Consider the following 14,708-nt stretch of genomic DNA (forward strand, 5'->3'; position numbering starts at 1 on the left):
TTCTATATTATGGCTAACTTCCCATTGGATAGTAATATATAACAATTGATGAAACAGCAAGTATAGTGATGCACTCTTCATATACAGCATTTGAAAAGAATCAGAATACAAGCGAATATACTGAAGAATATATTACAAATTCAATAGAAGAATGTGATTTTTTAATGAAAGATACATTGTGTAAACTTAGAGATGCCATAGAATCTCTTTCACGAGATTACTTCAAAGAATAGAAAGATCAAATGTCAGTAACCGATGCTACAGCAATGCTTTCTCGTCGGAATGCGTTTATCCGTGAGTTGTCTGAAGCAAGAAATTACCTGATTGCAGAACTTGTAGGATATCGAAAGTATGTTAATGAGATGTCGAAAGAAATAGATATTATGCCGGAAACATTCTGATGAAACAGTTCAATGAAAGCCGATAAGGTCAGGACAGGAAGCATCACAAAATTTAATATTGTTGTAGAATGTGAGAAAACGTAGACAGCTCTCTGAAAGAGTACAATTACCTTGGAAGTAACAAATGAAATTATAAATAGTTCTTTTCATTACATGATGGTCTAACGTGATGGTCTACGAAAACAGATTTTGAACCAAAAACAAATAGTCGCCGGATAAACTCAAACTCTCAGTTTACTAATTATGAATAAGCCACTATACTAAACCAGGAAAACAAATGCATAAGAAAAATAAGCAGGCTTAAAGTGGGATCAAGATTAATTATTTTTCATTTAAGAGCTTTTTTCTCGATATTGAGGTTTAAATTCTCCTGGTCCAGGCTGGTAATTTAAAACTAGAGAATAAAATTGAGGGCTTTTTGGATATATCCCCCAACTTCTCTACATAAATCAAACAAACATGGTGAAAGCCACGTAAGTTATTATTATCATGCTTACGCTGTACTTCAGGCCCAGATACGCCGAGCCCTTCCCCATCTTCCCGGCAACAATCCCGGAAGTGAAAGCCTGTACCAGGGCAGAGTGGAACATGAGCATACTGTACTCTTCTACATTAAAATATCCGCTGACTCCACCCATTCCCTGTGAAGAGGTGGAAAAAGAAGCCGTTTGTGGAAAGAAGTTAGTAGCAAGGATATAAACTATGAACAGGAAAACGAAAAAGGCTACATAGATTGTAATAACGTAGACTATCATTGCTGATGAGCGCTCTTTTTTCATATCCTCATCATTTCTAGCCTGTTTAGCAGTAATCGATAGTACGTTTTTAAGGTCACTTGTAGACTCATTTGCTTTTACGAGAATGTGGAGAATCCGGCTTGAAGAAGGCGTTTTGATGCTGTTCTCAAGGTTCATAAGAGCTTTAGAGGTGGAAGTGCCCCATGAAAGGTCTTCCTTTAACTTTTTAAGTTCTTTACTGAGAATTCCCATTTTGGAGTCGGCTATTATTTTTAAGGAGTTTGCAAGCATAATCCCCGATTCATTCATGCTGGAAAGGCTTTTCAAAAAATCGGGCATTTTCTCATCAATTTTGCGCATTCGCCACGCCTTTATTTCATAAAAAATTATAAAAGGAATCAGGGCAACAACAATAAAGATAACAAAATAATCATCGACAGCAGTAACTAGCTTTATAGCACTGTCAGAGACATGGTCAAAACTTATACTCAGGTGATGATAACTAGAAAAGAGGCTGTTTCTAAGTCTTCTCGGAAGTTGGGTAAGATAGTACAATCCAAGCGGAACTCCGAAGAAAAACGTGTATCTTGGCTCATTCAGGATAGTCCTGTAAGGGTTAAGCACCATGTCTCTGAGCTTATAAAACCCCCTGTACAGCATGTACGTCTTTTTCCTTTTTTGTTCCACCTCTTCAGTAAGCCCTGAGTCAATTTCTTGGATATCGGAAAGGTTTATTGTAAAACTGCGAACATCACCTTTTTTCGGATCAATGGAGAGTTCTCCCACAGTATCGAGAAGTACCAAATAAAACAGGGTTGCAAGAGGTAATATTACATAAATAAGCATGTAAAGGATCTGAGCTGAAGCCGGGCGGAAAAACTGTAGCACAACAAGGGTTACCATTACAAAAAGAGGGCCTGCAACAAGGGCTGTCACGTAGATTTCGGCAAGTACATCAAGTCTCTGTAACAGGTTTCTATTCGCCATCTCGGCTAGACCCTGATATTGCTCGGACTTATTTTTGATATATTCGGTTATGGTTCCGCTGCTTGAAACAATAATCAACCCATCAACGAAGTCTTTGAAAATTTCAGAAGGAGTGCGTTCCTTGGCAATTTTAAGCGAAGTTATGAAATCCTTTCCCAGATAGTCCATATCTCTTACAACATAGGAGATTTCTTCCGCCGTTGCCCCAAATATATAGCTGTACCTGCTCAAAGACCGGAAAACGTCATAGATTGACATGCCTCCTTTTGTCAGGGCATACATGTAAGTTATTGCCGGAAGCATGGATTTATCGATAGAAGCTTGCCGGTTATTTGCTTGAAAATAAGGATAGATATATGCTACGAGAAATACGGTAAAAAAACTTACAAGAAACAGTATAAGGCCAACTAGAAGCGCAAGAGGATATACATATTCGCCTGCAATGTCGGCACGTTCAGGGTCTACAAAAAGGCTAAGTCGGGAAACCGGATTCCCAAAGATTTTTAGTCCCAGCCATAAGCCAAAGAGTCCTGCAGCAATTCCTAAAATTACAGAGTACATGAAGGTAGAAGCCAGATATTGGTCTACTGACATAGAGATATGAGAATGACGTATTTTTACCTTTAAATCCTGAAAATATGCTTTATTTTTATAGAAGAAGTCCCCATAAAATCGGTATGCTAGTTCATCCAGAATAGTATAAGTCATATTCCCCCTCTTAAACAACCATATTCCTGTACGGCAACCGTTAAGCTGCAACCGTTGTGCTGGTTGATCACGCCGACTATATCGTTACTGGAGTTTTCGCTCAAGCCTTTTTTTAAAAGGCTTGCTCTTAAGCAGCCATACTCTGTATCATACTCTCTAGAGTATCGTTTTCTATAGCTTCCATAACCATCTTTGGATGAGTCTGGTATGCCTGAACTACAATGGACACCTGAACATAGTTCCTTATGCTTTTTTCATACATATAAGCCAAAATTGTTCTCCGATTCTCCATCTCGTTTATCAAATGACTGGTATTCCATCCTCTTACAGTCATAATTTCCTGTAAAATATGAGAATCCCCTACCTTAATGAAGCAGTCTTCTAAAGGTTCCCAGTTGAAAAGCTCATTTATACCCAGATCTCCTGTTTCAGGATCGACATTCAGGACTTCTACAAGACTGCGGGTTCGTCTAACTCTTTTTTCTTCTATGTACACTTGCTCCTGAATACAGAGCACATTAAGAGACTGCAGCATAACATGAGGCACGTTTATTGGCTCGTGGGTGAGCCTGTTTACAACGGTCTGTACATCTCCTGCGTGCATTGTTGAGCTTGTTGCATGTCCTGTTGACATTGCCTGGAAAAGAGTAAGAGCTTCACTGCCTCTCACTTCACCCACAATAATATAATCTGGACGCTGTCTGAGAGCTGCTCTCAAAAGGTCGTACATGGTAATTTCTCCCGAAGAGTCTGCAGCAAACCCCTCTCTTGCAACCCCGGAAACCCAGTTATTATGGTAGAGTAAAAGTTCCCTTGTATCTTCGATCGAGACTATCTTCGTTGTAGAAGGCATGAACAGGGATGTAGCGTTCAGTATAGACGTTTTTCCTGACGCTGTTCCCCCTGCAAAAAGCATGTTGTGGCCGTTTTCGATAACCATCCAGAAATATACAAGCATATCAAGGTCACACGTCTTATAGCCAAGCAGGTCTATAGGAGTCATTGGATCTTTTCTGAACTTACGAATAGTAAAAGAACTGCCTCTGGGAGTAATCTCTCTTCCTAAAACAGCTTGAAGTCTTGAACCATCCTGGATTGTTGCATCCACGATTGGCTGGCTTACAGAAATGTGTTTATTGTTCAACTGGCACATCTTGATTACAAGGGCATCAAGTTCCTCTTCTTCAAAAGTAATATTACATTCAACATTGAGATATCTGTTATGATAAACATAGAGAGGGACTCTCACCCCATCACATGAAATATCCTCTATATAAGGATCATAAAAGAGAGGATCGATTTTCTCGTAGCCTAGCAGGTTTCTTCTAAGATAATACATAATTTTTAGAAGTGTGGCTTTCGAAATGTCAGCTTTATAACGTTCAAGAAGAAAAAGGGCTCTATCTACGAGAAACGCATCCTTTTCAGATCTGGAATGCGTAGACCCAAGAATCAGGATATCTTGAAAATCTTCATAAATTCTTGCAAGCAGTTCTTTTTCAAATTTAGTAAGAGAAGGTTCAATAAGCCTGTAATATGTTGATCTACGGTCTTCCAGAATTGATACAAAAGTGTAAGGTTCCTGAAGCCAGTATCTTTCGAGTTCTTTTAACCCGTCAGGCACTATAAAATCTACAAGAGGTCCTTCTTTTTCCGGGTCATAAGCTGGTAGAGTCCTCAAAGGCTTATCAAAGTAGCCTCTAGCCTTTTTTACAACCTCAGCTATGGAGTTGTAGTTACTTTTTTTTCTCAATAACCCCGAAATAAACTTATTCTTCGCTAGCGTTTCTTTTACATCATTCAAACTCTCGCCTTCAGGTTTCTTCTTAGGTCATATAAGATAAACATCTTATAAAAACTTTATATGTTTAATATGAACCCTGGTAAACGGTAAGGTATCCGAATCAAAATCTCCTAACGCAGTATGCTGTTTTTCTTGATTCTAAACCATTTTCACGAGAAAACTGCTTGCGTGTTTATTTAAAAAAGTTTAATAAGTTTGCTTCCAATTTAGAAATTGTTCGTGTCCTTGAGTTTCCGAAATAGATTTTCTCATAAGTATGGGGATTTAATAAAGATTGTCCTGATTATGGAATGAAAATCCAAGGGATATAGTCCTTAAAGAAAGATGCGGTAAAAATAACTATGAACTTCTTAAATGTAAAACCTGCAAGCATTACTTTAGTGAAACCAGAGATACAGCATTTTTTGGACTTGACATTCCTCAGAAAAAAATTCTACGGACTTGGATATGATTCCTGAAAATTGACTATGAGTTCATCCCAAAACTTGAAATTTGCCTCTTATACCTTTTATTTTGAATAATCAATCAATCTGATGATCATGAAAATAATTCTGAGAATTCCCTATAATTAAGAGTAAAGTGGCTTTTTGGATAGACTCTATGAAAAGAGAAAATGGTTTCAAAAAACTCCATCAGTGAATGAAAAAAATAACTGATCACATGTGGAGTTTAAAGGAATTATTTACGTTCAGAATTCCGGTTCAATAACTTAGAGACGCAACCCAGTCACGTAAGCATGCAAGGATTAGAAGGCTGGAAATTCATTGTTTTTTAGCAACTAAATAGATTCTTTCAAACTTTAAGTTAATCATTCCTGAATTATCTGCCTGTTCTTGAAGAGCTTCTTTAACTAATTCACGAAAAGTACTAATGTAATTATCCGTCAAAGTTACGGTGTAAAAAGATTGGTTCAAGTAACCGTTTTCGGCTCCTGATTGATATATTTTATACGCCTGTTCAACAGAAAAGAGATTTGACTCTTCACGAAGTTCGCTATAAATTATATCAAATCCATGATTTCTAAAAAGTTGCTCATATTCATCCTTGCTGTCAAAGAAAAACCACGGGCTTTTAAAGTGATTAAATACATCTCGTGTACATGGATGCATACGGATTTTTTCTATTGCTGAAATAAAGTTAGGGCAATAAGATTGAGTAGCTGGAGCCTGTACCCCTATTCTACCTCCTTCCTTAAGCACATTAAAACAACGCATTAATACTTGTTCTGGCTTTTGAAACCACTGAAAACACGAGTTACACACAATAACATCAAATTTTGTATTTAGCTCAAGATTTTCAGCATCCATGACAGAATATTTTAAGTTGGGAAGATCTTTGTTGGAGCTTACTGCCTGTTCTATCATACCTTGAGAAACATCGATCCCCTGTACAGATCCTTTAGTAATTTCTGCGATTTTTTTTGTGATATGACCTGGCCCACAGCCTATATCAAGTACATCTTCTTCAGGTTGAATTGATAATAAATTCAAGAGAACTTCAGAGGCTGACTTTTGAACCAATGCATTATCTGCATATGTAAAAGCCTTGGAATTAAAATTAACTTCTGACATAGTTTTAATCACTTTTCTCAATGAGTTTTGATATTATTTAGGACTTACGCGGTTGAACCGAGAAATCGGTATGCTTTTACCCTTCAACTATCTAAAACATATATTTACATTAATGTTTGTCATACCTGATTTTGCACTCCAAACGCATACAAGTTTATTATAATTCCCAAATCAAATTCACTGGTATACAAATTCAAGCAACGGTATATTAGATTCATCAATTTCAATTATAGATCATAGGAAAAATAAACTTGAACGATTTCCTTGTTGAATGGTTTTTGAGACTCTCCGAGAAGTTTTCATGAAGAGTAGCCATCTTGAAAATTGTGTATTGATTTAAACCATATCACTACAATTCAGCCCTCTTGAGCGAAGTGTCGAGCGAAAAGGGCTCCGTCCTCCCGAGACGGTACTCGGGTGACGAGACTCGAGCGACGGAACCAGGATGATGAGACGCGGGAATTTAAGAAACGAGTGCTTTAAGCCCTGCAACTGCATTTACCAGTATATCCACTTCTTCTTCGGTATTATATAATGCAAAGGAAGCTCTTACGGTGCTGTCTACATTTAGGAAGCGAATAGTTGGGATTGCACAGTGATGTCCACTCCTGACACAGATTTTCCTTGTCTGGTCAAGGATTAGAGCAACATCGTGAGCATGAAGTCCTTTTACATTAAACGGCACTATCCCTGCCCGGTCTTCAGGCCCATATACTTCTACATGCTCGAGTTCGGAAAGCCTTTTTGCAGTTTCTCTGGACAACTTTATTTCATGTGCCTCAATTTCCGGCACCCCTATTTTTTCTACATATTCGACGGCTCTTCCTAAGCCTATAACTCCAGGAATATTCGGAGTGCCGGCTTCAAAACAGGCAGGAGAAGGTTCAAGAACGTAAGTATGTCCCTCAACATCCGAAACCGTACCTCCTCCCACTGAGGCGCTATCGAGAACATCCGGTTCTTTGATATAGAGGACGCCAGTACCCTGCGGCCCAAGCAGGCCTTTATGTCCGGCAGTTGCAAAAAAATCACAGTTCAGATCTTTAAGGCTGACCGGCATATGTCCTGCAGATTGAGCCCCATCGACCAGGACTTTTATACCGTATCGATGGGCAAGTTTAGTAATGGTTTTTACATCTTGGACGGAACCGAAGACATTTGATATCTGATTTATGGCCACCAGTCTAGTTTTTTCAGTAAAGGCTTTTTCTATCGAAGAGACATCGATTTTTCCTTTACTGTCCGGATTTACAATCGTAACTTTTACCCCTTTTTTCTGCAGGCGCAGCCAAGGAAGGAGATTAGAATGGTGTTCAAGTGCAGTTGTAACGATATGGTCTCCGGCTTCCCATGGGTAACTGTTTGCGATAAGATTGATCCCTTCAGTGGTATTTTTCGTAAGAATGGTCTTTGAAGGCTCTGCGTTCAGGAAATTCGCAACGGTTTCCCTTGCATCTTCATAGCGGTTTGTAGCCTCCCTGGCAAGACGATGGGCTCCTCTCCCGTGATTTCCAGCATACCTGTAAAAGTACTCGACCATGGCTTCAACTGCAGGTATTGGAGTCTGAGTAGTTGCTGTACTGTCAAGGTACACGACTTCTTTAAGAACAGGGAAATCTTCACGGACCGCATATACGTCGTACATGCTTCTTTTTTAGGAACGAGAAATAAAAAAAGGTTTTGCAGGTTATTTACCCTGCACCCCGCCTATCAGAAAGCGGTAAAGGTCTAGTTCATCTGAGTCCAGGTTGTCGGTGCAGCCTTTTACAACGGCATGATAACCATTTTCCTGGTGCTTACGTCTATATTCTTTTCTTTTTCTCTGTTCGTGCATTAATTCACTCATAAAATTTCCTCCTGTCTCTTCAAAACCTGCGCTTACATGTGGGTCATAGCAGTCCTTGTGGATACGAGAGCCCTGCAATTCGGGTTAAAATTCCAAGCCTTTTCGGGAGCGGCAATTGAATGCAGGTTAGAATTCTCAGTCCCTCCAGGGAAGCTCAATCAAAGTCATTCTCCAAATCCCTGTGGACAAACTCCTGCAATAAGGCTCAGAACTTTTCAATCGTTCTGGATAAAACCTGAGAGCAGGCCAGAATTCTATTCCCTATGGGCTAAAAACCCCACAACAGCGCAGCAAGCGTTGTTCTTACCCACAACAAGTATTAATTGTCAATCGTAATATATATTGGTTCCGGAATTTCTTTTAGATCTACTTTAAATTTTTGAAATTGAGTTAAATTTTTTGACCAAACGATTGGAAGAACTCACAATTTTCATAATTTTTAAAATTTATAAAATTAGATTATTTTTTAGTTTCAATATTTTCCATGAGCCCTGAAAGGTGAGCAGGAATTGCCCCTATGGCAGTGCAGGTCTCAAGAGAAAGCCCTTTGCAGGTAATGTCAAGATGGTATTTTCCTCTCTCGAAAAGCTCTTTTGGAAGTCCTTTGTGCCCGAGCCCTACAAGAAATAGAAATGAACGGTTTCGAAGAGCTTCCTCTGCAATCTTTATGGGTGGAACCTGTTTTTTGGGATCCGGTTTTGAGGTAGTGATTACGATTTCCCCAAACTGGGAAGGGAACCCTTTTTTTGGAAGATCGGATACTGACAGGTAGTTTTTTTCATAAAGGATTTTGAGATAACTTCCCGATTCTCCTATTGTGGTTTTTTCCATCACATAAGCTACCAGTTCTTCTGCGGTCATCTTAAAAGGAAAATCGTAAAGGGCAAGGTGGAATCCAAAAGCATGGCAGATCGGAGCAGCTCTTGCTATTGCTCGATAATGAGCATCTAGAACTTTGATTTTATCGTAGGTATTTACTATCCCTAGGGTGAGCATAAGGTGCTTCATTATTCTTTTTCGTAAAATAATGTTTCGTCAACTTTTAGTGATTTTTCTTAAGTTTTTTGGTTTTAATAATTCCTTGAACAGTCAGTTACTTAGACTGCATTTAAAATAATGGCCTTCAAATACGATAAAAGGGATAAAGCTCCTGTTCTTCAGTTTGATATTTTACTAGTTAATTCACAGCAAAACAAAAAACAGAAGTTTGTCAGCGTAACCTAATAACTCTGAATAATTCTATTCTAGTTCTGTATTTAAAATTTCAGAGGCTTCTTGTAAAAAATAATTATAAATTCCACAGTAGTTTTTATCCAATGTTTTTGTACATGTGTAAGAATCAACTTTATACCCAGCGCACCTATATCTGTATTCACATTTATTATGAAACAGATTTGTTGTCCCAATAGCTATGTTAAAAAATTTCATATATAATATTTACTTTTTACATATTTAAATTTATCAAACCGTATCAGGCTATGGAACTCCTCTAATGATAGTTTTCGCTTTTTTATGCATCAGTTTTATGAACCTATCCTAAACCTTTTTTATTCTGAATACTCACGAATTTTCATGATCATTTTTCTATGATCATACATTCAATTAACTGTTCCAAATCTGAGATTCAAAAATCAAATTGTGAGTTTCGGTATAGATTCATGTCTAAGTTCTGCACTTATTTTTATGCTTAACCTTTTTACTTATTTTTCAATATAATATGCTCATTTTTTAGAGAGTTAAATATTTCACATGCTACTGGCTATACCATTATTAAAAAACTGAAAAATGTCAAAAATTTCTTGCTTAAAATTCTAACTATTTACAATGGTCATTATATAAACAACATGTCCTCCTATAAAATACTTTAAAATCTTTTTATATTAGGTATCTTGGTATAAAAAGTGAGAAGACAGCGGAAAACATATCAGATTGGCTTAAAATATATAATATAAGTAGATTCTAATATCAGTTATTAAAAAATTGTAAAAATATAATTCTCAAATCTGACAAAAGAACTACTTTCTCCTTTTTATCAGATTTGAGCAATGATCATACATATCCTTTTAACCTTGATCTTTTATTTCATTTTTCGGTTTAAGGAGTTATTTTGCTTTTAGAATATATACCCGGCCTTGTGGTTGTTGTCACTTTTATGTAATTTGTTTTTGTTACGGTACTGCTGCCTGCAACATTGGTCACCGTAAGTGTAATCTTATAGTTTCCTTCCTGTGAATACTGATGTTTTGGATTCTTTTCTCTTGAAATTGTTCCGTCTCCAAAACTCCATTTCCATTTAGTCGGTATTCCCGTACTTTTATCCGTAAAGGCAACATTTAATGGCGCTTTTCCTGTAGTTGGATATGCAGAAAATGCAGCAACCGGCTTTGTTACTACATTTATATAATCTTTCTTTGTTACAGTGTTACTGCTCTCAGCGTTCTTTACCGTTAAGCTAACAGTATATTTTCCTACTTTTGAATACTTGTGGATCGGATTCTGGAGGAATGACTTTGATCCGTCTCCAAAGTTCCAGAACCAGGAAGTTGGGGAGCCGGTGCTTGTATCGGTAAAGGCAACATTTAATGGTGCTTTTCCTGTATTTGGAGATGCAGAAAATGCAGCAACCGGAGAACTTTTCGAAAGAGTACCCATATAGATATCAGGATTTCCATTGCGCATATCTGTCCATACTATCCTGTCACCATAGATTGCAGGATAGTACTGATCTGATTTATCAGTAGTATGCCATTTCTGACCAGTGGCTAGATCATACACGTAGACATCCCAGTTTCCTTTGCGATTATTATTCCACACGATTCTGTCACCGTATATTGCAGGATAAAGTGAATCTGATGGACCGGTGGTGATCTGAGTTTCCTTTTTAGTGGTAAGGTTATACATGTAGATATCCCAGTTTTCGTTGCGGGAATCCATCCACACTATTTTGTCACCATAGATAGCAGGGCACATCTTCTCTGATTCATTGTTAGTAATTTGAGTTTCCTTTTTAGTAGATATATCGTACATGTAGACATCAGTATAGCCATTGCGATAGTCTACCCATACTATTTTGTTACCGTAGATTGCAGGATAATATGAGCATCCGTTGTCAGTTATCATTTTTTCGTTTTTGGTGGAAACGTTGTACATGCAAATATCGTAAAAATCGGAGAGGTCGCCGTAGGGACAAGCTGTCCAGACCATCTTGTCATCATAGATTGAGGAGCTCCACAGATATCCTTCATTGTTTGTGATCTGAGTTTCCTTTTTAGTGGAAAGGTCATACATGTATATATCAGAGTTTCCACTGATGTCTTCAGGGTTTCTATTTCGCTCATCTACCCACACTATCCTGTTACCGTAAATGTAGGGGCTATACTGATCTGATACATTTGTAGTGATCTGAGTTTCCTTTTTAGTGGAGAGATCATACATGTAAATATCCCAGTTTCCATTGCGATTATCATACCACACTATCTTGTTATTATAGACAATAGGATCCCACTGTTCCAATTTATTGGTGGTGATTGGAGTTTCAGTGAGCTTTAACGCGGTAGCTTGTATAGATTCTGGGGTTGTAAGATTTCCCTCTGTAGATAACTTATTTAAAGCAACTGTGTCATTGGAAGAGTCTCCTGATCTGCCGGTGATTTCTGGTACGGTGAATTTGTGATCTCTTCCATTAATCGGTGCCGCTGTCGCAGATGAAACCAAAATTAAAAATATAATAAATGTTGACGCTAAAGCTATTGAATACGCTTTTTCTTTCTTTTTCATTTTTCTTCCTCTTTTCCATTTTTTTAGTGTTACTGTTCTAAACAATTGCTGAAACCAGGCATTGATATATCTAGCATCGATTTTGATTGCAATAGGCTACCATTGCCAGAAAAACTGAAAAATACAAAAATTTCTTGTTTAAAACCCCAACTAATTGGAATGGTTATTAAATGAATGCTAAGATCCTGTATAAAATACCTTGGGATTTTTTAATATTAGATATATTGACCTAAAAAGTATGAAGAATGCGAAGAACACCTCAAGTTAGCTTAAAAAACTAAAGAGCTGAATTTTAAGACCGGCTATTTAATATTGTAAAAAAGGAATTCTCAAATCTGACAAAAGGATTACTTTCGCCTTTTTATCATATTTGATTGATGATTGTATATACCCTTTAGACTCGATCTTTTATCCCGTTTTTCGGTTTAAGGATTTATTTTGCTTTCAGAGTATATACCTGGTCTTGTATTTGTTGTCACTTTTATGTAATTTGTTTTTGTTACGGTACTGCTGCCTGCCGCATTGCTTACTGTAAGTATAATCTTATATTTTCCTTCCTGTGAATACTGATGTTCTGGATTCTGTTCTCTTGAAATTGTTCCGTCTCCAAAACTCCATTTCCATTTCGTGGGGTTTCCTAAACTCTGATCAGTAAAGGCAACCGTTAATGGTGCTTTTCCTTCGGTGGGTTCTGCAGAAAATGCAGCAGTAGGTTTTGAGACTACTACTATGTAATCTGTTTTTGTTACCGTGTTACTGCCCGCAGCATTCTTTACTGTTAAGTTTACAGTATATGTTCCTGCCTTTGAATACTTGTGAGTTGGATTCTGGAGGTATGACTTTGATCCATCTCCAAAGTCCCATTTCCAAGAAGTTGGGGAACCAGTACTTGTGTCAGTAAACTTAACCTTCAGTGGTGCTTTTCCTGTAGTTGGAGCTGCAGAAAATGCAGCAACTGGAGAGCTTTTCGAAAGGATACCCATATAGATATCAGCATTTCCATTGCGCATATCTGTCCATACTATCCTGTCACCATAGATCTCTGGCTCGTACTGATCTGATTTATCAGTAGTGTGACATTCCTGACCAGTGGCTAGATCGTACACATAGATATCCCAGTTTCCATTGCGAGAGTCCGTCCACACTATCCTGTCCCCATAAATATCAAGACCTTCTCCCACTGACCCAGTAGTGGTTATCTGAGTTTCTCTGCGAGTGGATAAGTTATACATGTATATATCGAATATATCGTAGTTTCCATCGTCATTGCGAGAATCCACCCATACTATTCTGTCACCGTAGATAGCAGGAAACCTCTTACTTGATTCATTGTTAGTAATTTGAGTTTCCTTTTTAGTAGATATATCGTACATGTAGACATCAGAATATCCATTGCGACAGTCTAACCATACTATCTTGTTCCCGTAGATATCAGGACAGTTTGTAGATCCGCTATTAGTGATCCGAGTTTCCTTGGAAGTAGATAAGTTGTACATGTAGATATCGTTCATTTCAAAGAGTCCATCTCGACGATAATCTGCCCACACTATTCTGTCCCCGTATATTGCAGGAGCAGAGTAAACTAATGAGTCGTCAATTATCCTTTTTTCCTTATTAGTGGAAATATCGTACGTATAAATGTCGCAATCTTCATAGTTTTCATAGTTGTATTCACCGCGATAACCCATGCAGGCAATCTTGTCACCGTAGATTGCAGGATACCATGTCCTTTCTGCATCAATAGGTATCTGAGTTTCCTTTTTCGTAGAAAGATTGTACATATAGGCATTAGCTTCTCCATTACGAGTATCTTCCCACGCAATTTTGTTACCATAGATAGCAGGGGAATACTGCTCTGCTGCACTGGTGATGATACGCTTTTCAGTGATCTTAAGCGCGGCAGCTTGTATAGATTCTGTAGTTACATTGTTTTCTTCTGTAGATAACTCATTTAAAACAACTTTGTCATCGGAAGAGTCTCCCGCTCCACCTGTGATTTCTGGTACGGTGAAGTTAGGAGGATCTGTTTCGGTTTGGAGTGCCGATGCCGTAGATGAAACAAAAATCAAAAATAAAATTATAAACGTTAAAGCTAAAGCTATTGAACACTCTTTTTCTTTCATTTTCACTTTTTCTTCCCCTTTTCCATTTCTTTTAGTGCTTATTATTCTCAGGAATTGCCGAAATAGAGCAGTGGTAAACTAAACATTGATCCTGCTTGCAACCGGCCACCATTGATGAGCAACCCGAAAACATTAAAAATTATATTATATTAAACCATAATTAGTTTTAATTGTCTTTAAATGAATTTAGAGTCCCTATATAAAATACTTACGATTTTTTAATATTAGATGCCTTGACGCAAAAAGTAAGGATAGAACGGAGAACATTTCAAATTAGCTTAAAAAGCTAAAGAGCTGAATTTTAAGATCAGTTATTGAAAATTGTGAAAAAATATTCAAATCTGACAAAAGGATTACTTTCGCCTTTTTATCAGATCTGATTGATGATCATACATACGCTTTAGACTTGATTTTTTATCCAGTTTTTCGGTTTAAGGATTTATTTTGCTTTCAGAGTATATACTTGGTTTTGTATTTGTTGTCACTTTTATGTAATTTGTTTTTGTTACGGTACTGCTGCCTGCAACATTGGTCACCGTAAGTGTAATCTTATAGTTTCCTTCCTGTGAATACTGATGCTTTGGATTCTGTTCTCTTGAAGTTATTCCGTCTCCAAAACTCCATTTCCACTTTTCTGGTAAACCTGCACTTTTGTCAGTAAAGACGACAGTTAATGGTGCTTTTCCTGAGGTAAAATATGCAGAAAATGCAGCAACGGGTTTTGCGATTTCATTTTTTAGATACTGTGACATCC

General features: G+C 37.6%; 11 protein-coding genes. 1 reads left to right on the plus strand and 10 read right to left on the minus strand.

Annotated features, from left to right (window positions below; genetic code table 11):
* Nucleotides 1–242: 242 nt before the first annotated feature.
* Nucleotides 243–401, plus strand: coding sequence for a hypothetical protein (locus A9239_RS19540; protein WP_155396504.1), 159 nt, complete (start codon nucleotides 243–245; stop codon nucleotides 399–401).
* Nucleotides 402–850: 449 nt separating this feature from the next.
* Here A9239_RS19540 and A9239_RS11770 read toward each other — a convergent pair whose 3' ends face one another.
* From A9239_RS11770 to A9239_RS11810, 10 genes are all read right to left on the minus strand, one after another.
* A complete protein-coding gene (locus tag A9239_RS11770; protein WP_048120355.1) occupies nucleotides 851–2,833 on the minus strand; it encodes a type II secretion system F family protein in 1,983 nt (660 codons plus the stop codon).
* A 127-nt stretch (nucleotides 2,834–2,960) separates the two neighbouring features.
* A complete protein-coding gene (locus tag A9239_RS11775) occupies nucleotides 2,961–4,586 on the minus strand; it encodes a type II/IV secretion system ATPase subunit (protein ID WP_230628819.1) in 1,626 nt (541 codons plus the stop codon).
* An 812-nt stretch (nucleotides 4,587–5,398) separates the two neighbouring features.
* Nucleotides 5,399–6,208 carry a trans-aconitate 2-methyltransferase gene (locus A9239_RS11780; protein ID WP_048120350.1) on the minus strand — a complete coding sequence of 270 codons (810 nt, stop codon included), beginning with the start codon at nucleotides 6,206–6,208 and terminating at the stop codon, nucleotides 5,399–5,401.
* Nucleotides 6,209–6,671: 463 nt separating this feature from the next.
* Nucleotides 6,672–7,853: a cysteine desulfurase gene (locus A9239_RS11785; protein ID WP_048120348.1), complete on the minus strand. Its 1,182-nt coding sequence runs from the start codon at nucleotides 7,851–7,853 to the stop codon at nucleotides 6,672–6,674.
* Nucleotides 7,854–7,895: 42 nt separating this feature from the next.
* The gene (locus A9239_RS19545) at nucleotides 7,896–8,054 is read right to left on the minus strand and encodes a hypothetical protein (protein ID WP_155396503.1); all 159 of its coding nucleotides are present in this window, start codon (nucleotides 8,052–8,054) and stop codon (nucleotides 7,896–7,898) included.
* A gap of 32 nt (nucleotides 8,055–8,086) precedes the next feature.
* Nucleotides 8,087–8,212, minus strand: coding sequence for a hypothetical protein (locus A9239_RS20505; protein ID WP_255361943.1), 126 nt, complete (start codon nucleotides 8,210–8,212; stop codon nucleotides 8,087–8,089).
* A 301-nt stretch (nucleotides 8,213–8,513) separates the two neighbouring features.
* Entirely contained in the window at nucleotides 8,514–9,062 is a 549-nt protein-coding gene (locus A9239_RS11795; RefSeq protein ID WP_080941549.1) for a DUF531 domain-containing protein, read from the minus strand.
* A gap of 1,086 nt (nucleotides 9,063–10,148) precedes the next feature.
* Nucleotides 10,149–11,831: a PKD domain-containing protein gene (locus tag A9239_RS11800; RefSeq protein ID WP_052712648.1), complete on the minus strand. Its 1,683-nt coding sequence runs from the start codon at nucleotides 11,829–11,831 to the stop codon at nucleotides 10,149–10,151.
* Between the two features lie 425 nt (nucleotides 11,832–12,256).
* A complete protein-coding gene (locus A9239_RS11805) occupies nucleotides 12,257–13,954 on the minus strand; it encodes a PKD domain-containing protein (RefSeq protein ID WP_083250219.1) in 1,698 nt (565 codons plus the stop codon).
* A gap of 431 nt (nucleotides 13,955–14,385) precedes the next feature.
* Nucleotides 14,386–14,708: PKD domain-containing protein (locus A9239_RS11810; RefSeq protein WP_048120344.1), on the minus strand; the 323-nt coding region annotated here is incomplete at its 5' end.

It is taken from the genome of Methanosarcina sp. A14, from assembly GCF_001729375.1.
Lineage (GTDB): Archaea > Halobacteriota > Methanosarcinia > Methanosarcinales > Methanosarcinaceae > Methanosarcina > Methanosarcina barkeri.